The sequence below is a fragment of the Pyrodictium occultum genome (genome assembly GCF_001462395.1).
Lineage (GTDB): Archaea > Thermoproteota > Thermoprotei_A > Sulfolobales > Pyrodictiaceae > Pyrodictium > Pyrodictium occultum.
The window spans coordinates 39,196-64,562 of sequence record NZ_LNTB01000001.1; the positions used below are offsets into that span (position 1 = coordinate 39,196).

27 protein-coding genes and 2 tRNA genes are annotated in these 25,367 nt (G+C 60.8%); 17 read left to right on the top strand and 12 right to left on the bottom strand.

What is annotated here, in order from left to right:
- Nucleotides 1-137 precede the first annotated feature (137 nt).
- Nucleotides 138-794 carry a 30S ribosomal protein S6e gene (locus CF15_RS00205; RefSeq protein ID WP_058370004.1) on the bottom strand — a complete coding sequence of 219 codons (657 nt, stop codon included), beginning with the start codon at nucleotides 792-794 and terminating at the stop codon, nucleotides 138-140.
- A 194-nt stretch (nucleotides 795-988) separates the two neighbouring features.
- Between CF15_RS00205 and infB the strand changes: the two genes are divergently transcribed.
- Together infB and CF15_RS00215 are read left to right on the top strand one after the other, a co-directional pair.
- Nucleotides 989-2,812 (top strand): translation initiation factor IF-2, encoded by a 1,824-nt coding sequence (infB, locus tag CF15_RS00210; protein ID WP_058370005.1) that lies wholly within the window; start codon nucleotides 989-991, stop codon nucleotides 2,810-2,812.
- Nucleotides 2,813-2,901: 89 nt separating this feature from the next.
- Nucleotides 2,902-4,644, top strand: a complete 1,743-nt coding sequence (locus CF15_RS00215) for a M28 family peptidase (RefSeq protein ID WP_058370006.1) — start codon at nucleotides 2,902-2,904, stop codon at nucleotides 4,642-4,644.
- On the opposite strand, the gene CF15_RS00220 is transcribed toward CF15_RS00215, so the two are convergent.
- Complete coding sequence (locus CF15_RS00220; protein WP_058370007.1) at nucleotides 4,641-5,564, bottom strand: N-glycosylase/DNA lyase; 924 nt, start codon at nucleotides 5,562-5,564, stop codon at nucleotides 4,641-4,643. The genes CF15_RS00215 and CF15_RS00220 overlap by 4 nt on opposite strands.
- A gap of 213 nt (nucleotides 5,565-5,777) precedes the next feature.
- On the opposite strand from CF15_RS00220, the gene CF15_RS00225 reads away from it, so the two are divergent.
- The 3 genes from CF15_RS00225 to CF15_RS00235 all read left to right on the top strand — a co-directional run bounded on the left by CF15_RS00225 (nucleotide 5,778) and on the right by CF15_RS00235 (nucleotide 7,730).
- Nucleotides 5,778-6,776 (top strand): DHH family phosphoesterase, encoded by a 999-nt coding sequence (locus tag CF15_RS00225; protein WP_058370008.1) that lies wholly within the window; start codon nucleotides 5,778-5,780, stop codon nucleotides 6,774-6,776.
- A complete protein-coding gene (locus CF15_RS00230) occupies nucleotides 6,755-7,327 on the top strand; it encodes a DUF429 domain-containing protein (protein ID WP_058370009.1) in 573 nt (190 codons plus the stop codon). The genes CF15_RS00225 and CF15_RS00230 overlap by 22 nt, the downstream gene beginning before the upstream one ends.
- Before the next feature lie 154 nt (nucleotides 7,328-7,481).
- Nucleotides 7,482-7,730 carry a ferredoxin gene (locus CF15_RS00235; RefSeq protein WP_083494380.1) on the top strand — a complete coding sequence of 83 codons (249 nt, stop codon included), beginning with the start codon at nucleotides 7,482-7,484 and terminating at the stop codon, nucleotides 7,728-7,730.
- A 13-nt stretch (nucleotides 7,731-7,743) separates the two neighbouring features.
- Here CF15_RS00235 and CF15_RS00240 read toward each other — a convergent pair whose 3' ends face one another.
- Nucleotides 7,744-8,493 carry an ERCC4 domain-containing protein gene (locus tag CF15_RS00240; protein ID WP_058370010.1) on the bottom strand — a complete coding sequence of 250 codons (750 nt, stop codon included), beginning with the start codon at nucleotides 8,491-8,493 and terminating at the stop codon, nucleotides 7,744-7,746.
- 107 nt (nucleotides 8,494-8,600) lie between these two features.
- Here CF15_RS00240 and CF15_RS00245 point away from each other — a divergent pair, with 107 nt between their 5' ends.
- The 3 genes from CF15_RS00245 (at nucleotide 8,601) to CF15_RS00255 (ending at nucleotide 11,605) form a co-directional block, all read left to right on the top strand.
- The gene (locus tag CF15_RS00245; protein ID WP_058370011.1) at nucleotides 8,601-9,131 is read left to right on the top strand and encodes an SLOG cluster 4 domain-containing protein; all 531 of its coding nucleotides are present in this window, start codon (nucleotides 8,601-8,603) and stop codon (nucleotides 9,129-9,131) included.
- Nucleotides 9,132-9,203: 72 nt separating this feature from the next.
- A complete protein-coding gene (locus tag CF15_RS00250; protein WP_058370012.1) occupies nucleotides 9,204-10,331 on the top strand; it encodes a M24 family metallopeptidase in 1,128 nt (375 codons plus the stop codon).
- Between the two features lie 101 nt (nucleotides 10,332-10,432).
- Nucleotides 10,433-11,605: a DUF763 domain-containing protein gene (locus CF15_RS00255; RefSeq protein WP_058370013.1), complete on the top strand. Its 1,173-nt coding sequence runs from the start codon at nucleotides 10,433-10,435 to the stop codon at nucleotides 11,603-11,605.
- 21 nt (nucleotides 11,606-11,626) lie between these two features.
- Here CF15_RS00255 and CF15_RS00260 read toward each other — a convergent pair whose 3' ends face one another.
- Genes CF15_RS00260 through CF15_RS00275 form a run of 4 tightly spaced genes read right to left on the bottom strand, consistent with a single transcriptional unit; the run spans nucleotide 11,627 to nucleotide 14,986 of the window.
- On the bottom strand, nucleotides 11,627-12,025 hold the full coding sequence (locus CF15_RS00260) for a 30S ribosomal protein S8e (protein ID WP_058370014.1): 399 nt from the start codon (nucleotides 12,023-12,025) through the stop codon (nucleotides 11,627-11,629).
- A 40-nt stretch (nucleotides 12,026-12,065) separates the two neighbouring features.
- Nucleotides 12,066-12,659: an inosine/xanthosine triphosphatase gene (yjjX, locus tag CF15_RS00265; protein WP_058370015.1), complete on the bottom strand. Its 594-nt coding sequence runs from the start codon at nucleotides 12,657-12,659 to the stop codon at nucleotides 12,066-12,068.
- 57 nt (nucleotides 12,660-12,716) lie between these two features.
- The gene (locus tag CF15_RS00270) at nucleotides 12,717-14,072 is read right to left on the bottom strand and encodes an RsmB/NOP family class I SAM-dependent RNA methyltransferase (protein ID WP_058370016.1); all 1,356 of its coding nucleotides are present in this window, start codon (nucleotides 14,070-14,072) and stop codon (nucleotides 12,717-12,719) included.
- Between the two features lie 5 nt (nucleotides 14,073-14,077).
- On the bottom strand, nucleotides 14,078-14,986 hold the full coding sequence (locus tag CF15_RS00275; protein WP_058370017.1) for a ketopantoate reductase family protein: 909 nt from the start codon (nucleotides 14,984-14,986) through the stop codon (nucleotides 14,078-14,080).
- A gap of 132 nt (nucleotides 14,987-15,118) precedes the next feature.
- Here CF15_RS00275 and CF15_RS00280 point away from each other — a divergent pair, with 132 nt between their 5' ends.
- The 4 genes from CF15_RS00280 to CF15_RS00295 all read left to right on the top strand — a co-directional run bounded on the left by CF15_RS00280 (nucleotide 15,119) and on the right by CF15_RS00295 (nucleotide 18,236).
- On the top strand, nucleotides 15,119-15,541 hold the full coding sequence (locus tag CF15_RS00280; protein ID WP_058370018.1) for an H/ACA ribonucleoprotein complex subunit GAR1: 423 nt from the start codon (nucleotides 15,119-15,121) through the stop codon (nucleotides 15,539-15,541).
- A complete protein-coding gene (locus tag CF15_RS00285; RefSeq protein WP_083494382.1) occupies nucleotides 15,538-16,425 on the top strand; it encodes a transcription initiation factor IIB in 888 nt (295 codons plus the stop codon). The genes CF15_RS00280 and CF15_RS00285 overlap by 4 nt, the downstream gene beginning before the upstream one ends.
- A gap of 213 nt (nucleotides 16,426-16,638) precedes the next feature.
- Nucleotides 16,639-17,070, top strand: coding sequence for a helix-turn-helix transcriptional regulator (locus CF15_RS00290; protein ID WP_058370020.1), 432 nt, complete (start codon nucleotides 16,639-16,641; stop codon nucleotides 17,068-17,070).
- Between the two features lie 260 nt (nucleotides 17,071-17,330).
- Nucleotides 17,331-18,236, top strand: a complete 906-nt coding sequence (locus tag CF15_RS00295) for an MBL fold metallo-hydrolase (RefSeq protein ID WP_058370021.1) — start codon at nucleotides 17,331-17,333, stop codon at nucleotides 18,234-18,236.
- A 39-nt stretch (nucleotides 18,237-18,275) separates the two neighbouring features.
- Here CF15_RS00295 and CF15_RS00300 read toward each other — a convergent pair whose 3' ends face one another.
- A complete protein-coding gene (locus CF15_RS00300) occupies nucleotides 18,276-19,496 on the bottom strand; it encodes a tRNA (guanine(10)-N(2))-dimethyltransferase (RefSeq protein ID WP_058370022.1) in 1,221 nt (406 codons plus the stop codon).
- Nucleotides 19,497-19,569: 73 nt separating this feature from the next.
- The gene (locus CF15_RS00305) at nucleotides 19,570-20,571 is read right to left on the bottom strand and encodes a methionine synthase (protein ID WP_058370023.1); all 1,002 of its coding nucleotides are present in this window, start codon (nucleotides 20,569-20,571) and stop codon (nucleotides 19,570-19,572) included.
- Between the two features lie 139 nt (nucleotides 20,572-20,710).
- Here CF15_RS00305 and CF15_RS00310 point away from each other — a divergent pair.
- Together CF15_RS00310 and CF15_RS00315 are read left to right on the top strand one after the other, a co-directional pair.
- Nucleotides 20,711-20,786 (top strand) — tRNA-Thr (locus CF15_RS00310).
- A 113-nt stretch (nucleotides 20,787-20,899) separates the two neighbouring features.
- Nucleotides 20,900-21,169 carry a 50S ribosomal protein L38e gene (locus CF15_RS00315; RefSeq protein ID WP_058370024.1) on the top strand — a complete coding sequence of 90 codons (270 nt, stop codon included), beginning with the start codon at nucleotides 20,900-20,902 and terminating at the stop codon, nucleotides 21,167-21,169.
- Nucleotides 21,170-21,299: 130 nt separating this feature from the next.
- Here CF15_RS00315 and CF15_RS00320 read toward each other — a convergent pair whose 3' ends face one another.
- A complete protein-coding gene (locus tag CF15_RS00320) occupies nucleotides 21,300-21,656 on the bottom strand; it encodes a hypothetical protein (protein WP_058370025.1) in 357 nt (118 codons plus the stop codon).
- A gap of 180 nt (nucleotides 21,657-21,836) precedes the next feature.
- Between CF15_RS00320 and CF15_RS00325 the strand changes: the two genes are divergently transcribed.
- From CF15_RS00325 to CF15_RS00335, 3 genes are all read left to right on the top strand, one after another.
- Nucleotides 21,837-21,960, top strand: a tRNA-Pro gene (locus tag CF15_RS00325).
- A 62-nt stretch (nucleotides 21,961-22,022) separates the two neighbouring features.
- Nucleotides 22,023-22,535, top strand: a complete 513-nt coding sequence (locus CF15_RS00330) for a PUA domain-containing protein (protein WP_058370026.1) — start codon at nucleotides 22,023-22,025, stop codon at nucleotides 22,533-22,535.
- A complete protein-coding gene (locus tag CF15_RS00335) occupies nucleotides 22,532-23,278 on the top strand; it encodes a proteasome assembly chaperone family protein (protein WP_058370027.1) in 747 nt (248 codons plus the stop codon). The genes CF15_RS00330 and CF15_RS00335 overlap by 4 nt, the downstream gene beginning before the upstream one ends.
- Nucleotides 23,279-23,319: 41 nt before the next feature.
- Here CF15_RS00335 and tgtA read toward each other — a convergent pair whose 3' ends face one another.
- A complete protein-coding gene (gene tgtA / locus CF15_RS00340) occupies nucleotides 23,320-24,900 on the bottom strand; it encodes a tRNA guanosine(15) transglycosylase TgtA (RefSeq protein ID WP_058370028.1) in 1,581 nt (526 codons plus the stop codon).
- Nucleotides 24,897-25,355, bottom strand: a complete 459-nt coding sequence (locus CF15_RS00345) for an Lsm family RNA-binding protein (protein WP_058370029.1) — start codon at nucleotides 25,353-25,355, stop codon at nucleotides 24,897-24,899. Before CF15_RS00345 ends, tgtA begins: the two co-directional genes overlap by 4 nt.
- Between the last annotated feature and the right edge of the window lie 12 nt (nucleotides 25,356-25,367).

Here is a 25,367-nt window from a genome sequence, read left to right on the forward strand (position 1 = left end):
GTCGAGTCTCGCCAATACTGCTACACCCCGCTTAGAGGCCTAGCAGCCGCTAAGGGAGTAAAGAAGGCTCGGCCCCGCTGGGGACGGACGCTGGGAGGGGCGAAGGGGGCTTAAAAATAAGGCTGGGAGCGTGCTCCTCACCTACGCTCCTCCGAGTAGACTATCACAGTGTTTATCTGTACTATATCGTGGGATATCGTGTTGCCTCTGACGGTCTTCCTGCGCCTCTCCCCCTTCTCGCGCGGGTGGAAGCCCGGCGGGCCGGATAGCAGCACCCTCTTCTTCACAGGGCCTGGAATGGAGGGTATCATGGGGAAGCCGCTATTGTCGCTGCCTCCACGTATCCTCAGCTGGTAACCTCGAAGCCCGACTATACTGCCGTCAAACGTATCTCCTATCTTAAGGCCTATCAGCTGATCAGCCTGCGGGCTGCCTATAGCCACCTGCCACGCCTTGGCGCGGAACGCTTCGCCCTCAGCCTCCTCAGCCCCAACAGCGTCGCCCAGCCACTCGAGGCTTACACGCACCTCGTCCTCGGGAACCTCGGCGTCCGCCACCGCCTTGCAGGTATGCTTTATCTTCTTCTCCTCCTTCCTTATCCTAATGGTTATTACTCTGTGGACTGCCCCCAGCTTCTCGAGGAGCTTGGGATTGGCCTTGCAGGTAGGCAGCTTACGCTGGCTCTTCTCCTCCTCGCCGCACTCTATGTTCCCGTCGCCCTTGACCTTGACCTTTACTATCGGGGAGTCGGCCTTAGCCTGGGGGTCGGATATTACTATCTTGAACTCCGGCATGGCCCTTCTGCACCTCCAGGGGGTTCATCCCCGGGCCCTGCAGGGGCCCAGCATCCCCTCCCTCTGCGGGAGGGGCCGTGCCAGGGCCGCCGTCGCCTCCCCTTATTTGCGCTGGCCCCATAGCCGCGGGAGGAGGCTGCCTAGGTGCAGGTTATAGTGGGGTGTCTGCTGCTCCTCGTTCTGGGTGGCGGGTGATGCCCGGTAACGAGGCAGGAAAACAGCCCGGTAAACGGCTTAGACAGCCAATAGTTGTTGTACTAGGCCACGTAGACCATGGTAAGACCACGCTCCTGGACAAGATCCGCGGCACAGCGGTGACCGCCAAGGAGCCGGGGCTGATAACCCAGCACGTAGGCGCCAGCGTGGTGCCGGCAAGCGTTATAGAGAGGCTGGCCGAGCCGCTGAAGAAGATAATACCGTTCAAGCTCATTATCCCAGGCCTGCTGTTCATTGATACCCCTGGGCACGAGCTGTTCAGCAACCTACGGCGCCGGGGCGGCAGCGTAGCCGACTTCGCTATACTAGTGGTTGATATCAATGATGGCTTCCAGCCTCAGACCTACGAGTCCATAGAGATTCTTCGGCAGCGCCGCGTCCCATTCGTAGTAGCGGCTAACAAGATAGACAAGATACCGGGCTGGAAGCCTCACCCCGACACGCCCTTCATAATATCCTACCGCCAGCAGGCCAAGTGGGTCCAGGAGGAGCTCGAGAAGAAGCTATGGGACAACGTTATAGCTAAGCTCTACGAGCTCGGCTTCCAGGCCGAGCGCTTCGACAGAGTCAAGGACTTCACCAGGACGGTGGCCGTGGTCCCAATATCCGCTAAGACCGGCGAGGGGATAGCAGAGCTGCTAGCCGTGTTGGCAGGCCTTGCCCAGAGGTATCTACAGCACCGGCTGCGCTTCGCCGAGGGCCCGGCTAGGGGCGTTATACTGGAGCTGCGCGAGCAACCAGGCCTGGGTACCACAGCCGACGTGATAATTTATGACGGTGTGTTGAAGCGCGGCGACCTGATAGTCACCGGCGGGCTCGAGGGCCCCATTATAACCAGGGTACGAGCCCTGCTGATGCCTAAGCCCCTCCAGGAGATACGTATTGCTAAGAGGGAGCTTGAGCCCGTCGGGGAGGTCTACGCGGCCGCGGGAGTGCGTGTCGTAGCACCGGAGCTGGAGAAGGCTGTGGCCGGTGCACCCCTCTACGTCGCCACCAGCGAGGAGGAGGCCAAGAAGCTGGCGGAGAGGGTTAGGCAGGAGATAGAGGCGCTGCGCATCAAGACTGAGGCCGAGGGCGTTATAGTCAAGGCCGACACTCTTGGAAGCCTAGAGGCTATGGTCGAGGCACTCCGGAGGCGGGGTATACCGATACGATACGCCGACGTAGGGCCCGTGGCTAAGCGCGATGTCATAGAGGCTGTAGCCAGCAAGGAGATAAACAAGTTCTACGCCGTGATACTGGCATTTAACGTCAAGACGCTCCCCGAGGCGGAGGAGGAAGCCAAGAAGCATGAAATACCCGTATTTAGGCATAACGTGATCTACCAGCTGCTGGAGGACTTCGAGAAGTGGTACCGGGAGCAGACGGAGGCCGAGAGGAGGAAGGAGCTAGAGCAGCTGGTACGCCCGGGTAAGATAAGGATATTGCCTGGCTACGTGTTCAGGCGCAGCAACCCGGCTATAGTAGGCATAGAGGTCCTCGGCGGGGTAATAAAGCCCGGCTACCCCTTGATGAGGGAGGATGGGAAGAGGATGGGAGTAATCCACCAGATCCAGGATCGCGGCAAGACCGTGCCGGAAGCTAGGGCCGGAATGGCGGTGGCCATATCGATAAAGGGGCACGTGATGGTGGGGAGGCATATAGATGAAGGCGATGTACTCTACACTGATGTCCCTGAGAAGCATGCTATAATGTGGCTTACCAAGTACAAGAGCGAGCTGAGCGATGACGAGAAGGTAGTCCTCAAGGAGATAATAAAGATAAAGAGGAGGCAGAATCCCGCCTTCGCTCTCACAATATAGCCGCTGCCAAGGCTTTCTACCGCAAGCCCTCCGCCGCCACCTCTCTCGAGGCGCCTTCTCCCTCATAATCTCGGCAGAGGGCTGGCCCCGTGGCTGTGGGAGAAGGGCTGCCGGCTAGGCTCCGGAATACTGTGGAGAGACTCTACATCCTCGGCGAGGCTCCTGCCGGCACCAGGGCGGAGCGGCTCCTGGCCGGGGAGGTAAGGGACCTCCTGCAAGGCGTAGGGGCTGACGCGAGGCTGCTACCAGTCCCGGTAGCCGCCTGGAGCGATGAGGGCTCCCTGGTGGCTGGCTGCGGCTTCGAGGCTGAGGCGGCTGCGTGGCCCGGCAGCCTCGGGGGCGAGGCCGAGGGGGAGGCAGTGGTACTCCGGGAGCCTGACGCCCCGCTCCCGGAGAGCCTGGAAGGCAGGGTTCTCGTGGCCGAGCTGCCACGGGATCCCGATAGGGCGCTCGCCCTCTACCGCTCAGCGGCCAGGCGCGGAGCCGCGGCCATAGTCTTCTACGACTGGCTGCCGGGGAGGCTCCGTAGGATAGTCGTGACCGAGGCCCCGCTGTCCCTGGGCACGGCCGGGCTTGCGGGAGCGCCTGCAGTCCATGTTAGACGGGAGGACGCCTCCAGGCTCCTCGGCTGCAGGAGGCTCCGCGTCGTCCACGGCGGCAGAATGTGGAGGAGCTACGGCTACATCGTGGAGGCCGTCATCGAGGGCGGCGCCGACGGTCCGGAGGTAATGATTACCGCGCACCACGACCACTGGCTTGGCGGCGCCAACGACAACCTTGCAGGCGTGGCTGGGGTCCTGGCTCTGGCAGAGCTTCTCGCCAAGCGTCTCCGCGGCGCCGGGGGGCGTGTGAGGGTTGTGAGCTTCACTGCCGAGGAGTTCGGGGACCCGGGGCTCCCGGGCTGGTACTGGGCCTACGGCTCGAGGTTCTACGTTGACTCGCTCCGCTCTATGGGCCTGCTGGACGAGGTTCTCGCCGCGCTCAACCTCGACGTGGCGGCTTCGCCGGGGGTGCGGATACATGCAACCCCGCTGCTTGCCGGGCTTCTCCTGGAGCTGGCGGGCCGCCTGGGCCTGGGGCTAGACGCCACGGGCTACGATACAACTGATTCGGACAGCTTTAGCTTCTCAATGCAGGGGATAGAGGCAGCCACGCTCATGGGGTATGATGAGTGGCTCGAGTACTACCATAGTAGCCTCGATTCACCAGAGAGGCTCAACTATGGCGTGCTCGAGCGGGGGGTGAGGCTCTATGCTGAGGCTGCGGCCGAGCTGCTGAGGAGAGGATGGGAGAGCTTCCGCTACACGGACTACGCTAGGAGCATGCTAGAGCGGCTGAGCAGCACGCCAGTGCTGGCTGCAGTGCTCTACAAGCTCTATCGGGCGACCAGGGCTGCCGAGGAGAGGAGGCTCCACAGGGTGCTGGCTAGGGCGTATAGGGTAGTGAACCAGGTGCTCTGGACAGCCGTGTACGGCGAGAGGCCGGACGGCTCCTTCTGGCTTGACGCGGGGCTTGTCCTGGAGCCTCTCCAGCGCGATCTAGCCGATCTTAACGCCCTAAGGAAGACGTTGGAAAGGGGAGGCTGCGAGGAGGCGCTGACACTAGCAAGGGATATGGACGTTGCCCGCGTAACCGCGGGGGGCGAGGCGCTGCCCGCGCCAGGCGGGCTGCTGGCCAGCTTCCGGGGCGGCTGCGACAGGCTGGCCAGGGCCGTGGAGGCGGCTGGAGAGGCTCTACGCACTGCCTACTGGAGGCTGGCCTGGCGGGCTGCCGAGAGGCTTGAGGAGGCCTACAGGATTGTGGAGGAGGCGCTCGAGGGAGCGGATCACTAGGAGTGCATGGAGTACGGGTCCCTATATAGTATCTCGCCGGCCACCCTCCTGGCTAGCCCCCAGCCTATCACGCCCCTGCTATAGTCTACCAGCTTGCAGGCGTACTCCTCGCGGGCATACTCAAGGCCTATCCGCAGGTTCCTCTCTATCCCCTGCGCCGGGAGCCAGACCACCGCATCCAAGTGTATACCCGGTATGCCGGACTCAGCGGCCACCATCTGCCATGCCTTAACCGCCTCGGCCCGGTGCCGGGTGAACACGCGGTCGGGGGGCGCGTCAAGAAGCCCCGAGGCCGAGGTTAGCACTGCCATCCTCCGGTCGAGAGGCAGTGGTATGTCGTCCTTCCCGGAGACCTCGATGCCGAGAGCCCGGTAGGCGTAGTAGGCCATCTTGGCCGCGAAGACTATGGTCTTCTCCTCTAGGCGTGCACCGAGAGCCCCTGCCAGCTCGCGGACAAGGAGCCCGAGATTGCTGTACTTCCTGGGCTCCCTCAGCAGCTTCTCCAGCGCGGGGAGGGCGCGCTCAAGCCTACGAGCCTTCTGTAGGCCAACCATGCGGTTTCCGCGGCTCTCGGCGAGGAACTCCTTCATCTCTGTGACCAGCTCCCTGCCACTACCCGGCCGGGGCCGCTTCGAGGCCCAGCCGGCAAACTCCATCCAGTACTTCTCGCCCGGCATGCTGAGGCGGTAGCTTATCAGCGCGTTAGCGGCTGCTAGCGCAACCGCCGCCTCGCCGTGGATCGATACGAGCTTCTTCACCGCGTGGTACTGGGGGTCATTCAGCTCTATCACGTCTATCGCTGAAGCCGGTGCCTCTCGGAGCACCGAGGCTAAAGCCTTTACCCTGTGAACGTTCACCGTAATGGCCAAGGCTGCGGCACCGCTGCCGGGCTCCCAGGCTAGGTCAAGGGCACCGCACATATTATATTATATTAGGACACCCACGTACCCGGGCCCGGGGAGCCGGTGAGGATAGACACCGGCGTGAGCCCCCGCTCCTCCTGGCAGGCGTGAGCGGAGGGCTATGAGCAGGGTCGGCGTCGCCGAGGCTTAACGGCCCCCTCCTTGATGACGGGGGTTAAACGTCTATAGGGATGGGTCTGCTGCGCTACTGCTCCTAGGGGTGAGGCCTCTGTGAAGCAGCGCTACGCGGTGGTGACCCACACCGATCTTGACGGAGTGGCGTCCGCCGCCATATACCTTAGGCTCGCGGGCGCGGAGCCGGATATAGATGCCAGCATCACGTTCACTGAGCCTTACAAGCTGCACCGGGTGCTACAGAACATAGACGGTGTGGATAGGCTCGCGATTATGGATCTAGGCCCTAACGCCGATACCTTCAACGATCTAGTAGAGGCCGTGGCCAGGCTCGTGGAGAGCGGGGTGAGGGTGGAGTGGTACGATCACCACCGCTGGGCGCCGGAGTGGGTGGAGAAGCTAAGCTCGCTGGGCGCGAGAATGCATGTGGACACCTCTACATGTGGAGCCGGGGTTGTGGCTAAGTACGCGCCTGCAGAGCTTGAGGCGGAGCCCGACGGGGTCATCGAGCGGCTTGCCCGGGCCACTTGTGCCGCCGACCTCTGGAGGTGGGACGACCCTCTCGCCCCCAGGCTCTACCGCGTTGTCGACCGCTATCACGGGGCGAGGGGCGACCGGTGGAAGAGGGAGATACTCCGCGGCTTCTGGGAGGGCAGCCTCTGGTGGCCTGAGCTGGACGAGGCCCTCAACGAGTACCTTAAGAGGGAGTTCAGCGGCTTCAACGATGCGCTGAGGAATGTAGTGGTAGCGGATATGCATGGCTGCCGGGCCGTGCTAGTGCTGAAGAGGCCTGGGCCCCCGAACGCCAGCATACTAGGCAACAGCCTCATCGACAGGCTCTCTGCCGACGTGGTAGCCATAGTGCGGCGCAGAGGGCGCGGTATAAGCCTGCGCTCCCGCCGAGTGAATGTGAGGGAGATAGCATTCCGGCTCGGCGGGGGAGGCCACCCAAGAGCCGCGGGGGCGCCGCTGAAGATGCCCCTCCGCTACCGGCTCCTAGCCTTCTTCTGGCCGAAGGCTAGGCTCTACTACGCGAAGCACCTCATAGAGCAGGTGCTGGAGGACATCGGCGGATGCCCTGTTACGCAGGAATAGACCTTGCCGCCTCGCCCCGTAGGCCCACCGGCGTCGCTATAGTCTGTGGTGGCGGCGGGGGCAGGCTCGGGCTGGAGTCGGTGGGAATAGCGTACTCCGATCACGAGATTCTAGCTCTCATCCCCGCCGGGAGGGTTCTCGTAGCCGCTGTAGATGCGCCCCTCTCCCTCCCACCCCCCGGCCAGGGCTTCCGCCCGGTGGAGCGAAGACTCCTCTCCATGGGTGGGCGACTCCTCCCCCTGAGCCTTGAGCCTATGAGGAAGCTCGCTGAGAGGGCTATACGACTCCAAGGCCTCCTTGAGGGTAAAGGCGTTAGGGTTGTGGAGACACATCCCTCGACTGTCCTCCGGCTCAGTGGCTGCGGCTCCCACAGCCGCTTCTACGCCGCCTTCGGCGTAGAGGAGCCAGGAGGCCTCTCCAAGCACGAGAGAGACGCCCTGGTTGCAGCACTTGTAGCGTACTGCGTGGAAGCGGGCTGCGGCCTCGAGGTTCGGGAGGCCGGCGACACTGTATACATGGTGAAGCCGGGCACGTGCATATCCAGGCCATGATCCGGAGGCATGAGGCCGGAAGGGGCCTCCTCCCCATCACACTTGTTAATTTTTGGAGGGGTTCTACGGGTTTTGGCTGCGATTGCGGGCTGAACTAGGCCAGACAAGCTATTAAAGCTCCCCTTGCGGCACTCCTTGCTGCCGGTGAAGAGCTGTGGCGGAGAAGAAGATACACGTCTGGATAGACCGCGAGCAGTGCATAGCTGACATGGTATGCGTGAGCCTCTGCCCCGATGTGTTCGAGATGAGCGAGGAGGACGGCAAGTCTCAGATAGTGGCTAAGTGGCGTATAGACAACGATCCCGCCCATGGCCTCGTCCCTGAGGACCTCAAGGACTGTGTCAACGCTGCTACTGAGGCCTGCCCGGTTAGCATCATACACTGGGAGGAGAAGGAGGTCTAAGAGCCCGGGGCCCTTAGGCCCTTTTCTCCTCCTTCTTCTCCGCCCTGTTTTCGCTTGAGGGCTTCCACTCGGTGTTGAAGATCTCGTATATCTCCTTTGCGCGTTTCTCGCCTACACCCTCCACCGTCATTAGCTCTCTTATGCTGGCGTTCGCTATCCTGCGCAGTGTCCCGAACCTCTCCAGGAGGCGGCGCGCTAGCACTGGGCCGGCCAGCCCCTCCGCGACGTAGAGAATCCTCTCCTGTATAGTCGGGGGCTTCTTCTCGACCCTTAGCCTCACGATGCGCTTCTCCTCGGTCTTGCCGAGGCTCTTAGCCTTGGCTGCGAGCCATACTATTGTGGCTCTCTTGCTATGGGCGGGTATGACGGGTATACCCCAGTCTAGGACTATCTCGTCCAGTATCCTCAGTATTGCCGCTATGTTCCATCTAGTCCTCTTCTCTATGACTCCTAGCCAGCCCTCGAGCAGGATTACTGGGCGCACGCCCTCCTTCTCCGCCGCCTGCCGCAGCAGCTTCGCCTGCTCCCATATCCTGTTGTCGCGCACGCTGTTGGCGAAGTCGGTGACCGATTTCCTCTCTACCAGTAACGCCTTCCGGGGATTCCTCGCGAGGAGGTAGTAGTCGCCGGCCTCGAGGGCCTGGACCGCTACTCTCAGCCCCCTGCGCCTAAGCTCCTCCACGACGTCCCGGTTCTTCGAGGCTTCCCTGCTGTCCACGATTATGTCCACGGGGTAGAGGAGCTGCTCCGAGAGTATCCCCAAGGCATCTGCCCTATAGGCTAGACTTCCTCCTGCCCCCGGGGGTTCTCAAAGGCTCCGTCCCCACGGCTAAGAGGCTGCAGGAACTCCCATCCCGGGGGGCCCGGGGCATGGGGCGCCAGGTTGTTGTTGCAGCCTATAGTGGCGAGCCTCCAGCTGGGCTTGTAGAGGCTGCAAGACGGCTCGTCGAGGGACTTGCAGGCTGTGAGCCCAGGCCTGCGGTGCTGCTTGGCGGCTACCGCGGCCTCATGAAGGTTGTAGCGGACTCCGCCGTTGAGGCTGGGCTCCAGCTAGCCTTCGTTATCCCGGGAGAGTATGAGGAGGATCCCTATCCCAGAGGCTCCTTGGTCGTGAGGACCGGGCTTGGGCCGCGGGAGAGGAGCAGCGTTCTCGTGAGGAGCGGCGACGCCCTGGTCGTGCTGGGCGGAGGCGTGGGGACCCTGGCTGAGGTGCTTCTTGCCTGCAGCTACGGGGTTCCAGTCTTCTACCTTAGAGGCTACGGGCTGCCGAGTGACAGGTTTGCCGAGTGCTTCGCCGAGGGCTCTATAGATCCCCGTGTGGGCAGGTGTATAGAGTACTTTGACTCCGTAGAAGAGCTGCTTGAGGCGCTCTGCCGGCGCCTGGGCCTCCGCCGGGGCTAGGGGCTGGTGCAAACCCTATAGAGCGGCCCGCGGCGGGCTCCTAGAAGGCATGCATGGAGGTGCGGTTCAGGTATGCGCCATTCTCTACTCAAGAAGCTAGCCAGTCTTGTCGAGGAGAAGGGGGGCTGCGGCGCTGTAGTGTCGAGCGAGGCCAATGTTTTCTACTTTACAGGGTTCCGTGGCCCAGGCCACCTGGTCTATGACAGGGATTCTGGCTCATACACGCTGCTCGTGCCGGCGCTCGAGTACCTGAGGGCTAAGCACGCGCTTGAGGAGGAGGGGCTTCTGGGGAGGATTGAGCTAGCCGCGTTCGCCCCCTACGGGCTCCCTGGAGGCCTAGAGCTCGATAGCCAGGGAGACTACAAGCTTGTCTACGGGAGGCTCGGCGATATAATAGTGTCGATGCTTCCTAAGGGCTGCCGGCTACTCGTAGACACCGACTCGCTCGCCCTATACAAGAGGCTGGCTAGTACATACAATGTCGAGGAGGCTGGGGACGTTATAGCTGATATGAGGGCTGTCAAGGAGCCGTGGGAGATAGAGAGGATGGAGGAGGCTGCGGCGATAGCTGAGGCAGCGCTCAACACAGCCCTGTACAGCATTGACGCCGGGGTCAGCGAGGCCGATATAGCAGCCATGATAGAGTATGAGATGAGGAGGAGAGGAGCCTCCGACCACTCCTTCCCGCCTATAGTGGCCTTCGGCGAGAACACCGTATACCCGCACGCCGAGCCCTCGCCGCGCAGAGTCATGGGGTACGAGCCGCAGCCGGTGCTAATAGATCTCGGTGCTGTCTACAAGGGCTACTGCAGCGATATGACACGCACCGCTATGGAGGGCGCCAGGGAGGAGTTCCGCAGGGTAGCAGAGGCGGTCCACGAGGCCACCTACACTGCCATAGACGCCATAGAGCCTGGAGTAACCTCCCACGAGGTATATGAGGCTGCACGCCGGGTACTCGCATCCCATGGGCTGGACAAGTACTTCATCCACAGCCTCGGCCACGGCGTCGGGATAGAGATACATGAGAAGCCTCGCGTATCCTACAAGAGCGAGACAAAGCTACGCGAGGGCATGGTGGTCACCGTAGAGCCTGGCGTCTACATACCAGGCAAGTTTGGTGTACGGATAGAGGAGATGGTTCTGGTAACACAGCGTGGTGCCAGGCTGCTGACGAGGTATCCCTCCGTGCTATGGTAGCGCTTGCCCGGAGGGCTCCTGGAAGCCGTCTTAGAGCGTTTTTAGAGTAGAGCTCCCTGTACAATCTACCTACAGCACCCGGGGGAGGGATTGTATAGCCGATGTACGGGGTCGCAGAGCTGCCCCTCCACGGCGGCCATGTGCCGGCGTGGCTTGCAAGGTACATGAAGAGGCTCGCCCACGCGATCCTGGCTGCTGTTGTAGAGTTGCACGGCCCTGATAGGGCTGTGAAGTGGTTCGCCGACCCCTTCTGGTTCCAAGCGTTCAACAATGCCATAGGCATGGACTGGGATAGCAGCGGCTCGACCACGGTAACAATAGGCATAGTGAAACAGGTTGCAAGGGAGGACCCAAGCCTAGGCATAGCGGTGGCCGGGGGCAAGGGGGAGAAGGCTAGGGAGGCGCCCCTCGAGATAGAAGAGGCTGCTGAGAGGCTCAACCTCTCCTCCCAGGCCCTGGAGGAGCTGAAGCTGGCGTCAAGGCTCTCGGCAAAAACCGACTCAGTGCTGCTCCAGGACGGCTACCAGCTCTACCACCACGCGGTGATAGTCTCTGCTACCGGGAGGTGGACCGTAGTGCAGCAGGGCATGAATACCGAGGCGCGGATGGCGCGCCGCTACCACTGGTCGAGGCCGCTGCCCCCGGTCCCGACGCTGGAGCCACATAACGCCATAGCCTCGGGGAGGAGGGAGAGCTTCGTTGTAGACCTAACCAGTAGGATGAGTATAGAGGCGCGTAATACCATAGTCGACCTGGCCAGGGAGGGGCCCAGGCGTGTACTGGATCAGATCAGGCAGGCCTACGCACTGGTCCGTGGGGTGGCGCCGCTAACCGCCTTCCAGGGCTCCCGGCCGCGCATCAGCCTGGAGGAGTTGAGGAGATACGCGAGGTATTATAGGCCCCAGAGCAGGCCTCCCCGCCACATAGAGAGGGTGCTCAACAAGGTCTACGAGGCCTCGCCAAGAAGCATAGAGGAGCTAGTCATGATAGAGGGTGTGGGCCCTGCCACGCTGCGGAGCCTTGCGCTCGTCGCAGAGATTGTGTACGGGGTGCCGGTAAGCCACAGGGACCCGGCAAATAGCCCGATAGACCCATTCCGGTACGCGTATGTGGCGGGAGGCAAAGACGGTGTCCCCTACCCCTTCCGGAGAGACCACGCGGAGAAGGTCATAGAGTTCCTCGAGAAGGTTGTGGAGGAGGCTAGGATCGATGAGAAGGCTAGAAGGAGGGTGCTCGAGCGGATTAGGAGGCTGGCGAGCCTCCTGCCGCGTTAAAGGAGCGGGGCCCTCCGGGGTTTAGCTCCCCCGCTTCTCCAGCAGGACCGCGTTTACTACACCGTCCTGGCCGGGGCGGGAGGTCACTACAGCCTTGCCGAGCTCCGTCTCTATTATAGTGCCCTTCGTTATTATGTTTGCACGGGCGTAGTTCGGGTTGGCCGGTGTCTCGAGCACGCGTAGTATCTTAACTTTCCTGGTGGTCTTGGTCTCCGGGTCGACCACGTTGGCGTAGACAGCGCGCTTTAGCCTAACCTTGTAGTTGCCGCCGCGCACCCTTATCAGTTCGCGGACCTCCTCGCCGGCTAGCCTCGTGTAGGTAGGGTATCTACCCATCCAGTACTTTCTCTTCACCTTCTGGTGCGGCCACTTCCTTCCTCCAGTGGGCTTCTTGAAGTCGTTGCCCTGGTATACGCCCATCCAGCTCCCCCGTGGAGGGGCTGCGGCCTCGCCTACCCGGCTATAAGCTCTGTCCCCCCTTCTCCAGCTTCACGAGGACCTCCCTTACGCGCGGCGCCTGCGTGTAGAGGCTCGGGTTGAGCCTGGGCACTAGCGCCATTACTACCGCGTTGTAGGTTAGATCGGTGCGCGTTACATGGCCCCCGGTGAGGTAGCCTATAAGGCCCAGCCTCTCGCCTATGTCGGCACGTCTTGTGATCCTTGATGCTATGTCTCCGAGTTCGATCCTCTCTCTGAGCTTGCTCATCCAGTCTCTCGGTACCGGGAATGCCTGGCTCAGCCCTATTGTGACTCTCTCCTCCCTGTCAACTATAGCTGCCGCCTGCAGCTCTAGCGGCTCTATTGTTGTCTCTATGACTCCTGCCTCGACGCCCACGCCGTAGTCGGCGTTAAGCTTCCTCAGCGCGTTCACTGCCCGGTTGACCGCCCCTAGGACTATCTCGCGCAGGCCCAGCGGCTGGCTAGGGATACCGCTCTCCACCTCCACGCCGTGCACATCCGCTAGGCAGAGGAGGCGTATGGCGCGTCTCACAGCGTTCACCTTTACAGGGTTGGAGGAGCCCACCGCCACCAGGCAGGCGCCCTGCCCTACCATGGCTCCCAGTACCCCGGTGCTGCCAGCTGCCTGGCAGCTGAGTATTGTATGCTACCGCTAGGCTCCTATGGACGGGCGTTTGCGGAGGAGGGCGTAGAAGAATCCGGCGGTGTCATGGCGGTGGGGCCAGGCTCTCATGGTGCCCGGGAGGAGCGGGGAGGGGTCGTAGGGCCCGTCTAGCGGCACCAGCTCCACATCCCTCCTGCGTTCGAGCAACCATATTATATTATGCTCGCCCTCATCCGGCAGTACACTGCACACCGTGTAGAGGAGGAGGCCGCCCGGCCGGAGAGCCTCTACAGCCTGGAGGAGCATAGCGCGCTGCCGCTCCACCTGCCTCTGTATGCCCTCCTCTGTGAGCCTCCACCGAGCCTCGGGATGCTTGGCGAGCGCACCGGTGCTCGTGCAGGGTGGGTCCAGCAGTACGCGGTCAGCATGGCCGCGGAGTAGGTAGGTTACACGTGTAGCGTCGCCCACCACAGGCTCTATCGAGGCTATAGTCCCGGTCCGCTTGGCGAGCTCGACCAGTCTATCCATCCTGTCAGTGAACACCTCCACCGCAATTATCCTAGCCATATTGCCGGAGAGCTCTGCTAGGTGCGTGGCCTTCCCTCCCGGCGCCGCGCACATGTCCACAATAAGCTCGCCGGGCTCTGCCCCGAGCAGCCAGCCGGCAGCGGCGCTGGCCTCGTCCTGGGGCACCACCTCCCCCTTCGCGAGGGGCTCGAAGCGCCTATAGTCGAGCTGGCCGCGGTACCGGACATGGTAGGGTACCCGGCTGCTTGCCCACGCCTCTACGCCAGCCTCCCGGAGGCTCCGCAGCACCCGGTCTACGCTGGACTTCAGCCTGTTCACCCGGAAGCCCAGCGTCGGCCTCCGGGTGTTCACCGCCTCTGCGAAGCGCTCAAGCTCCTCGCTGCCTAGTAGCCGTTGAAGCCTCTCTATGAGGAGGCCTGGAAGGAGGTATCGCAGCTCGAGTTCCTCCACCCTGCTCCGCGGGCTCCAGGGCTCCCTTAGGAGGCTTCTGTAGAGCTTCCCTATCATCCCTGCTCTGTCGCCGAAGCGCTGCCGGAGGAGCCTACTGAGCCCATCTACTATGGCCCTGGCCAGCTCCTCATCCCCTGTCTCGTCGAAGGCCGCTAGCACCACCGCGAGCCGGGCCCCCTGGCGGAGGCCCGCCGGGAGTCGGCGGGGCTCGACACCGAGCCTCTCCCGCGCTATCCTATCCAATATACCCTGGAGCCTGTACATCTTGTAGAGGAGGGCGGTGAACACGCGATCATAGCTTGTCCCCAGGATGCCGTACTTGGAGAACACCCTCCTCTTCACCACCTGGAAGGGCTTTACCCTCTCAGACTCCTCAAGGACCTCAACCAGGGCCTTAACATGCCTCTTCGCTATTCTCAGCGCCATACCCTCTACACGCTCCTCATAGACTCCTCGACAGACTTGACCATCAGGTATAGGGAGTCTATGTAGGGGGTATAGAGGTCGCGCCTAAGCGCCTGGCCCAGCAGGTAGCCGAGCATATAGTCTGCCTCCGTCTCCCTCCTCTCGCTCACGTCCTGAAGCATCCTGGGCACACAGCCCTTCACTTCCGCGAGCTCCTCGAGTGCCTCCCGGGGGCTCCTCCACAGCTCTGTACCTGTCTCCTCCGCCACACGGCCTGCCTCCTCAGCGACGCGTAGCGCGAGCTCACGGGCGTGTTTAAGCCTCCAGACTCTGGAGTAGGGCAGGCCTAGCAGCGCCGAGAGGGGCTGGAGCGAGGCAGCCGCTATGCTGTAGTCCCAGAGAAGCTGGGTAACACGGCCCCCCACGCGCTCAATGGGGACGCCGGGCAGGGCCATCATGTCCGCCAGGTGCTCTGCCCCAGGGCCCGCTGCTACGCGTACAGCCCCCTCACCCGGCCACTCGATCTCACCTGGGCCTATCTTTCTCACGCAAGTGTAGAGGGCTATGGCTCCGTAGACCTTCAAGCCCCGGGAGGAGGCTAGCTCGAGCACGTAGGGCGAGGGCTGGACGAAAACCACCCCGCCGCTAGGCTCTAACACCCTCTTGACCGCCTCGAGGGCGTGGTCTAAGTAGTTGAGCCTGGCAGCAACAATTACGTGCTGGAATCTCCTCCTTGCCGCCAGTATGTGGGCTACTGAGGCGCGTGCCCGGGCCTCGCCGCCCTTATAGTGGACGCGTATCTCCCTCTGAAGCAGCGCTGCCGCGCTTTCAGAGCTGAGGCATAGGAGTACCGGTGTATAGCCGGCGTAGGCAACGCCTGCAGCCAGGAAGAGGCCCACAGGCCCGCAGCCCGCTACAGCAACCTCCTTGCCCAAGCCCCGGCGCCTGGATGCTGGGGTACTACCATGCCTCCTGCTTTTAACCAGAGCCATATGCTCCATTCTATGGTACTTACCGCAACATAATAGGAGCCGGCCCCGCCACCCCCTGGAACGAGGGCGCATCCTATGCTGAAGAAGCTCGGCACAGTGCTCCATAGAACACCCAATGGATACATAGTAGCTAGGCTTGAGAAGGAGGACGACACGCTACCGCCGCTAAACACTATTGTCTACGACGAGAATGTGAACAGGGTGGGAGTACTCCTCGACGTTATAGGCTCCGTATCCTCCCCCTACGCCGTGGTAAAGCCGTCCTCGCCCAACGTGAAGGTAGAGGCCGGGACCCGGCTCTACTACCGGCCGCCGACGCCCCGCCGCGGCAAGGGCAGGGGTAAGCCTAGGCGGAAGCCCAGCGGGAGGAGGGCTGCCGCATCTCCACGGCAGAAGCCCCAGGCGAGGCCCGGGCGGGGGCAGAGGGGCAGGCAGCAGCGTGGCAGAGGGGGTGGCGGGGGCGGGAGGCCTCAGAGCAGGAGGGATAGAAGGAGATGATTATGCGCGAGGATGGGAGATGCCCCGTATGTGGAGCCCCGCTGAGCCTCTATGCACGTAGGCAGAGCGATGGAAGGCTGGTATGTACGCGCTGCGGGTACGTGATCGAGGAGTCCCCCATAGACTCGGGGCCGGAGTGGAGGAGCTTCACGGAGGAGGACCGGGCCCGGAGGAGCCGTGTGGGGGCCCCGCTCACGGAGCGGGTTCATGACAAGGGGTTAACCACCTACATATACGCTCCAAGGAATGATATACGTGCCAGGAAGCTGGTAGCGCTACAGGCCAGCCTGAGGACCCACGGGCAGAAGAAGCTCATAAAGGTGCTCCAGGAGGCTAACCGGATAGCTATGAAGCTTCAGCTGCCATCCCGCGTAGCCGAGACCATGGCCAGGATTGTTAGGCAGCTGCACTCCCTGGGCGTCATAAAGAGGAACAATGTAAATGACTACCTAGCCGCCGCGGCAGTCATAGCCGCCAGGATAGAGCGGCACCCCCTCACTATGCGCGACGTTGCCGAGCTTCTGGGCCTCGATTCCCAGAATGTATGGAGAGCATACCGGCGCATAGTAACAAGGCTCAAAGTACGCATCACAGCGCCTCCTAAGCCTCAGATGTATGTATCCAGGATAGTCTCGAAGCTCGGGCTAAGCGGGGAGGTCGAGGCCCTAGCCACAAGGTTCACTTTCATGCTGGCTAGGAGCGGGCTCGCTCAGGGCAAGCCTCCGGAGGCGCTGGCAGCTGCAGCGGTTTACGTGGCATCCATACTGTTGGACGAGAAGAGGAACCAGCTAGCTGTAGCAAAGTCGATAGGCGTTACAGACGCCACAATACGGAACAGGTACCGTGACATAGTGGACAACTTCTACATAGAAGTGAGGCTCTAGCCTCCGCAGCTACCACACGAGACACACAGGCAACGGCTTTTATAGAAGCGGTCACTCCATGAGCTTAAGAAGGCTACGAATGACGGGCATGAGGCCCACATCGGGATAAGGATATAGGGGCGGGGCTTAGCACTAGATAACATCTTGGTGTCCCCCGGGCATCTCGGGAGACACTATGTAGGCAACGGAAGGTAGCAAAGGGGTTGGATACCCTTGTCGGCTGCCATGGAGCCCTCCATCGGCAGTGGGAGGAAGGGCCTCGAGGAGCTGGAAGCCAAGGCGCTGGAGATAATAAAGGCTCACGGTGACGAGGGTATATACCAGCATGAACTGTGGAAGACGCTGGGGCTGGACAGCAGGGAAGGCTCAAGACTGGCACTAAGATTGTTGAAGAAGGGGCTTATCCGGCGAGAGCCAACAGTACACAAGGGCAGGCATACGTACAAGCTGTATATAGCAGAACAGACGAGGCAGCCGGTTAGCGTCGACATCAAGATTGGCAGTGTCATCGAGGTGCCCTGCTTTACTTGTAAGAACCTTGAGCGCTGCCACATAGGCGGGTTCTTCGACCCAACTAATTGCCCTATACTAGTTAACTGGCTGGCCTCGAAGATAGCTAGACTGAAACGCAGCATGTCCTCATAGCATATAGCATCGCCCCTAGCCTTGGCGCCGGGAGCCGTGTTCTCATCCCGCAGCCCCTCCGTCGCAGTGTCTCCCAGGTGGTCCTGGAGGGCTCCTCGGTCTTCCGGCTCGCGGGCTGTACTTGGCGTGACTCTATACCCTCCTCCCCGCACTGATTCTATAATGGTTGACAGCTATCAAGCGTGAAATAGTAAATGATATATCTGTGGGTTCTGCGCTGTATGTGAACGATACATGTATGCTCTAAGCCATGTGTAGGGGTGTTAACCTCGCCGGGCTCGGTCCAGGAAGCCCGCGTAACTTTTCTCGCGGAGGATACTGCAGGCTCCTTCCTAGCAACAAAGCGCAACATACTGGGCCAGCACGGGCTTTCAGCCCTTATAGAGGTAGAGAGCAGCGAGGGGAAGCGCTATAAAGTTCTATTCGATACGGGCCAGTATGCTGAAGCAATCATTCATAACGCCAGGCTTCTCGGCGTTAGCCTCGAAGACGTTGATGCCATAGTGCTTTCGCATAACCACTACGACCATACTGGCGGGCTTATAGGCGTGCTGGAGAAGATAGGGCGTCGAGTGCCGGTGGTTGTTCATCCTGACGTGTTCAAGCCCTCAATCTACGTTGGCGGGGGGCAGGGCCTCATGGATCTCGGGCCGGGCTGGAGCAGGGGGGAGGCCGAGAGAGCCGGTGCTATATTCGTTGAGACGCGGAGGCCTCTCGAGGTGGTGCCGGGGGTCTACTACCTGGGGGAGGTGGAGAGGGAGAGGGAGGACCTGGCCCCAGGCCTCCCGGGCGCCTATACCATTGTAGACGGTGAGCTCGTACCTCATAGCTTGAGGGACGACACAGGTGTTGCGATAAGGATTGAGGGCTATGGCCTCGTGGTTGTTAGTGGCTGTGGGCACTCGGGTATAACCAATATAGCTGTACATGCCTCCCGCGCCCTAAAAGACGATGTTAAGGCTGTAATGGGCGGCTTCCACCTCTACGCGGCCGAGCGGGGCACCATAGATGAGATAGCCGGCATGCTCCGCAAAATCGGTGTAGAGGAGGTTTACCCGGGTCACTGTACGGGCTTGAGAGCTGAGAGCAGGCTGGCGGAGGTCTATGGGGATAGGTTCCACCGGATCACAGCAGGCTATACAGCAGTGTTCCGGAGCCCAGGGTAGGCCCTCGGGGGCTTATAGCCTCCCGAGCCCTCCGTCTTTTTATGCCTGGCGGGTCCCGCTGGCCCTCATCTCAACAAGCGTGTTCACGACCACCGGGTGTGGAGCATCCGTCCTGAAGCCCCGCGGGTCGAAGTGTGTGAGCGTGGCTCGGTAGCCCTTGTACCGGAGGGCTTCAACCACTTTAGCAGGCTTGGGCATGTTCATGCGGAGCAGGCTGCATAGGCGGTCCAGCCTGTAGTAGGGCTTCACAATGCTGCACTCCTCTCCTAGCCGGCTGAGAAGCTTGGCAACGCGCTCGTAGTCCGAGAGTGTGTGCCTCCTCTCCTCTGCAATCCTTCTCATGAGCTGGACCAGCCTCGGGTCGCAGAGGGGGCCGGTGTAGAGGGGGCCGGTGGCCTGGAGCGGGGCGCTGCAGTAGGGGCAGCGGGTGTCCGGCTGCTGTATGTAGCCCGTGTAGCCGCAGTAGGGGCAGTAGGCGCCATAGCCCAGGCTTGAGAGGCTATCGTCGGCCCTGCCCGCTCCGCGCCGAAGCTCGGCGTAGACTCGTACGTAGTAGTCGGCGTAGTAGGCTAGGAGGATTCTTGCGCCATACTCGTGGCTCGCTGCCCTCCTGATTATGTAGCCTGCCAGTATTCTCACAGCTTGCTCCTTCTCCCAGGCGGTCCTGGCGGGCTTTACGTCGTATCTCCTGCGGAGTGCCCTGGAATGGGCGCCGGAGAGGGGTGCTGTGTCGGTGGCTGTCGCAGCCAGGACTCCTCTAACGCCGATAGACTGTATCGCGACGTCTATGAAGGGGGCAGGGCTGCCGAAGGGGTCTAGGTCTACTATGCTGGGCTTTACCCCGCTCCTCCGGAGCTTGGCCATGAACTCGTTGGCATCTGCTCTCTCAATCTTCACGCGGTCCGTCACGCCATTGATATCAATATTTATCCTCGCCAGGTGGACCGCGTCCGGATCTATATCGGCAGCGTAGACGTAGGCGCCCGCCTCCACTGCGTAGCGCAGAGCCCTCACACCGCTCCCTGCGAGAGGCTCGACGACAACTAGCTTCTCGAGGCCAGCCAGCTCCCGGTAGGCTGCTGCGAGGATAACCGCTATGTCACGGTTGAACCCCATACGGGGATTGTAGAAGACCGGGGCCCAGGCGGGCTCGTAAACGCCATCGCTGCGGCGGTATGCATTGGGGTCGGGGATCAGGATCTCTACACCGCCTTCTCGTATCCTCTTAGTAGGGTAGGGTAGCTCATGCAGCGCCACCATACCAGCTGGCCCCACTATGACGTTGGGGCCCCAGGCCCCCTTAGGCCTCTAGTTGCTCCAGGGGGTCTGCCGGCTACTCGTAGCCCAGCTCGCGGCGGACCTGCCTGGCGGCTTCAACCATGTTGCGGAGCTTTGCTTTTGCTATCTCCCTCGGGAGCCTCTTGAGCCCGCAGTCGGGGTCTACGTATATCTTCTCGGGAGGCAGTATGTCCATCTTTAGCAGCCTGTATATATCATTCTTTATCTCCTCCACCGTCTCCACCCGGGTGCTATGCACGTCTATGACGCCGTAGCCGAGTTCCTTGTCAAAGCCATACTCCTTAAGGTGGGGGAGCAGCCGGAAGTTACTGTTCTTAAACTCCAGGTCAAGCTGGTCTACAGGGAACTCGAGGGCGTAGGGGAGTATCCTCTCTATCCTCCCGAAGCATATGTGTACTATCTTCTTCGCACTTACACCCTTGAACATTATCTCGAGCGCTTCCCTGAGCAGCTCGGCCTCCTCGCGGTAGGGCCTTGTAGAGAGAGCGGGCTCATCGACCTGTATGAACTCGGCGCCGCGGCGCGCGAACTCCTCTATCTCGCGGCGCAGCACCCTAGCCATCTCGAGCACTAGCTCGCGGCGATCGCCGTAGGCTAGGTCAAAGCTCCAGTCAACCATGGTGTAGGGGCCTGTCAGTATGGCCTTCACCGGCCTGCCCTCTGCTATACTCCTAGCGTACTCCCAGTCAGCGACCGCCATGGGCCCCTTGTAGCCGAGCCTGGAGGCTACTATCGGCTTCCGGAAGTACACGTTATCGAATATCCTCACCCAGTCGCCGCTCTGGTAGCCCTCAATGCGCTCGGCGAAGTATACAACCATGTCCTCGCGGGCCTGCTCGCCGTCGCTGATTACATCTACGCCGGCCTCTATCTGGTCCATAACCACCGCCTTTATAGCAGGCTTTACGAGCTCATGGAACTCCTCCTCGCTTATGAGCCCGCGCTTCCTCCTCTGTATGGCCTGCTCCGCCTCGGGCAGCTTGGGATAGCTGCCTACGACCGTCGTTACAAGAGCCTTGGGAAGCTCGTAGCTCATGGAAACACCCGGGAGGGGGCGAGGAGCGAACCGGCATATAATTCTACTACCCCGGAGGCACGTAGCCAAGGCCGAGCGCCTAGTAGGCCGTAAGGGATTTACCCCTCAGCGGGACGGGCTAGGCTGAGCCTGGAGAGGCGCCGCCGTAGCTCAGCCGGCAGAGCGCCGCCCTGGTAAGGCGGAGGTCCCGGGTTCGAATCCCGGCGGCGGCTCCAGTCGCGGGCCTCCCCGCCTTCTCCCTTCCTCGGGCCCGCCGCTCTAAGGGGGCAGAGAGTTCCCTTTAAGAAGGGGTCTCCACGGGCGTCACGGAGCCCGGAGGGTTGCCGGCATGCCCGTCGAGCTAAAGAGCAAGGAGGAATTCCTCAAGGTTGTCGAGAGGGCTAGCGAGTGCCGTGTCAAGCTTGGATACCGGAGGGTTGAAACAGGGGAAGGGGCCAAGAGGATAAAGGTGCTGAAGGTTAAGGCCAGGACCCCCAGCTATCTCTACACCCTGGTGTTCAACAATATTGACGAGGGTGTAGAGTTCGTTAAGTCGATAAAGGGCAGGTGCAAGAGCCTCCGGGTTCTCGACCCTGAGATGGAGGATAGGCTTAAGTGAATTGTAGATAACGCTCTAGCTTCAACACTCTAGCTTATCCCGCGCTAGCCCCCGGGTCTTTACGGTATGGGCCCTGGGCATCCCTCATCCTCAAGGGCGGGATGGGAGGGAAAATGCTGTAGTTTTGTCCCTATTTACGCGTGACGCCCACTATTATACCTATAATGAAGCCTATCGACGTAGGGCCTACGGCTATGAAGCCGAGCATTTTTACAGCGTTTAGTATGAGATCCTTGAATTTCGCCAGTCCCTCTATCCTCGATGCTAGGTCGTTAACACTACCAGAGGCTCCCCACACGCCTATCAATGTACCTAGCAGGAACACACCTATGAGCGCTATAATGTACTTTGCTATTTTTGCCATATAGTAGCCCGCCGCGAAGCCTAGGAGAAGTTGCAGAACTACAGCTACCAGTAGCTGCGGGTTAGTGCTGGCTGCGGCTATCAGGCTTGTGAGAGAGCTTACATTGGTAGCGTTGCCTGCCACTCCCTAGCCACCATCTCCAATAGGGCTCCTACGCGGCTTTAAAGAGGCCAACGCTGGGTATGCATCCTGTTGGGGGTTAAATCGGTATCTACCCCGGCCCTAGCCCCTGGCCAGAAAGCTAAATAACAGCGCCCCAGGGTCTTGGAATCCCCCGTAATTGGAGTCTCTGGCGGCGTGGGTGGGCCCGTCGTCTAGCTTGGTAGGATGCGGGGTACACACAGCCCCGCCCGGGAAGCCGTGAGGGCGGGGGTGTGCCCGACTCGGGACCCCGTGGTCCCGGGTTCAAATCCCGGCGGGCCCACCATCTCCTCCGCCAGCCGCCGGTCACCCGCCCTGTTCTGGCGGTCGTTAAGGGGCTCGATGGCTATGATACTTAGGCCGGCCACGAGGGAGGAGGTTCTAAGGCTAAGGGGGATAGCGGATTACCAGTTCGGCTACCCTGCCGGCGACCTCCTCATACCCGATGACGCTGTCGTGGGGGTCTCGCCGGGGACGCGGAGAATAAGGGAGGTGTACGGCGAGGAAGGGCTTCTAGCGGTGCTGCGGGCCCACGACTATCTTTTCTCCCTGTCGCCGAGGGGTGCGCGCCGGCTGCTATCGCTGCCTGAGCCCCGGCTGCGGGCATGGGTTTCCCCGGACGCCATGGGCGAGCTTCGGAAGAGTATACCGTGCAGGGCGGTAAGGAGGCTGGATACAAGCCTCCTCGCAGGGGATGAGGTTATAGTTCTGGATGAGCGTGGAGTGCTGCTCGGCGTGGGTAGGCTCCGCCTCTCCCCCGAGGAGATTCTGGAGGAAGAGTGCTGGGGAGAGGCTATCCGTGTACGTAAATTTGCTGAGAAGGCTGTATCCCCTGGGCAGCGGGAGGTGCAGCCAGGGTGAGCAGGTATAACGTTCACAGGTTTCGGACTATCCGCGTAGCGTACGCCGAGGATGTGAGGGGCTCCGATCTCTTTATCACAGGGTTCAAGGGCTATGGGGCTGTAGGCTATATAGCTACGCTTCATCTTGCCGACACGGCTGACTGCAGGGAAGCTGGCTATGTAATAACAAAGTATATGCCCGAAGCCGTTACCCCCAGCTCGCGTGGCGTTGTTGGCCCTTTCACGCTCTACTACTGCGAGAACTCTGGGAAGCGCATAACGCTGCTCGTCAACCATGATATACCGGTTGTCCAGGAGAGGAGCAGGTTCGCCGAGGCTATAGTGGACTTCCTACAGGCCGCCGAGGTTAAGGAGGCTGTTCTCATAGGCGGGTTTGACTCCAGGTTCAGGCAGGGCGAGGAGAAGCTACGCTGGGTGGCTACCTCCGCCTATAGCCGTGGGCTTGAGGAGCCCCGTATGGATAAAGGCCTCTACGTGGTTGGGCCTCTGGCCCTTCTGCTCTTCTATGCAGAGGTGAGGAGCTATCCGACGCTGGCCGTGCTCCCCTACACGGAGGCGGCTAGGCCGGATCCTAGGGCAGCCGCTGTGGCCATTGAGAAGATAAACGAGCTTTACGGGCTGAGCTTCGGCGTTGAGGAGCTGCTGGAGCAGGCAAAGAAGATAGAGGAGATGATTACTATGATGGAGCAGCAGCAGAGGGAGATGATGACGCCGCCCAGCAGCGAACGGGCTTACATGTAGCCCTCTTTTCCTCCCCTCCCGAGGGGCCGGATGAGGGCTCCCTAATCTTCTCCGAGGTGGTCGATTCTCCTTAGCTCCACACGTAGCCCCAGCTCTCGGAGCATTTGGGCTATGCGATGAGCTAGCCTGGTGCTCCAGGGCAGCTCCGAGTATTCTATCACTATAACTTCACTATAGGTATCTATATGCCTTTTGAAGTACTCTGTAACATAGCCTACTGTCCGCTCTACGACGTCGCTGTATTGAGAATCATTCATCTCGTACTGGGAGAGGGGGTAAGTCTCCGCGAGCTCCTCTGGAATCACCCCTATATAGGGGCTATAACCCACCACGTGATAGCCACGGTCGAGCCCGCGGACCGCCATCCTGTATATCCTTGAGTGCGTGAAGGGCTTCTCCGAGGGGTCAACCGGGATTAGCAGGGCCTTCCCCTTCCTGGGCTTGTAGTAGTTGACGACTCTCTCGCGGTGGATTACCAGCTTGGGATGGTGGAGGCTCTCGTTACCGTAGAGGAATATCCCCTTGGCCTGCGAGCCCTTGGCTCGTGGCGTCAGCCTGGCTAAATAGTTGCTGTACTGTGCGAGCTTGCTGAAGGCCTTGGCCAGGGATGGGTGGGCTCTGCTCTTCTCCTCGAGGAGCTCCCAGAGCCTCCCTTCCTTTATGGCTGTTTTTACCTCGTTTATGGCTGTTTTAAGCACGTAGAGGTTGTGGAGTGCCAGGAGCCTTGTTCTCTCCTGCTTTGGCATCTCCCTTAGCTCCTGTGGCGTGTATTTGCTGCAGACTGGACAGCTGCAGGGGAAGTAGTCTAGCTCCTCCAGCCTATAGGTTCTGCTGAGGGTCATGTATCTGCCGTCCCTTGCATATAGGATGTATGAGGCTGAATCAAACATGTCCACGCCAAGGGCCACGGCGAAGGGAATTATCATGGGGTGCCCCGCGCCGAAGAGGTGGAGAGGCTTGCTTCTTGGAAGATAGCGTCTCGCGGTAAACACCATTTCCACAAGCGTGGAGTAATCGTAGCGCTCTAGGAGGACTGTGGGGCTTCCAAGGGCGTAGAGGCGGTAGCGTGGTAGCTTTGCCGACTCCCTGGCGCTCTTCTCCAGAAGCTCCCGGAAGGGTCCACCCTGCACCGGTAGGGTCCATATTCTCTCGTCATCTATGTGCTCTAGGGCTTCACGAGCCCGGCGTAGCGTCTCCTCAACACTATAGCGGGCCTGGACGGGGTCCCCAGCGTTGCCGGTAGGCACGTCCAGGATCACTGCTATATCGCTGCCTATGCCCTTCTGGAACTCTACCACCTCGCGCGGATCTATGTCGACTCTGCCGTACTGGAGTATCTGGTAGGCTCCCGAGTCAGTCATAACTATGCCATTGAAATTGAGTATGCCGTGTACGCCTTGCTCGAGCGCCCTGCTTCTCATCCTCTTCCACAGCAGGTAGGCATTGGTTATTACCGCATTGAAGCCCATCGACTCTATATCCTTTAGTGGGACCTCCTGCCTAGCTATATCTATGACTGGGAGTAGCGCGGGGGTCTCGAGGACCCCGTGTGGGGTGTAGAGCCTCCCTATTCTCCCTGCAAGATCCTTATCCTTTACCTCGAATACGCCTATCCGGGTCAACGGAGCTCTTCTCCCCTCTTCTTCGCCTCAATATACTCTCTTAGCACGTAGCTTACCTTGGCCGCGAGGGGCCCCGCGCCCTCAACGCCGTTGGCTGTGACCCTTATACTGTTGTATATTACCACGACACCGGCGTCCTGGAACACCTTTATCGCATCAGGGCGCAGTCCTAGTCTCCTTGCGACGTAGTTGGCGAATTCCCGCGGGTCAAACATGGTTGTTTCATAGGCCCTAATCTCGGCCACAACTCTGCCCATTATGAAGAGCCTGGGTATCCTTGTCTCTCCCGCCTCCACGTCGCCGAGGACCAGGTTCATCTCGGGGTGGTCGAAGCCGAGAAGGGTTCCCTTGTACTTACGTCCATCCATTAGGACTACTTCGACGCGCTTTCCCAGAAGATTGTTCAGCTCTGCGACTAGGCGTCTCGCCGCAGCCGGGGCGATTGCTGAGGCCATCTAGGGTGCACC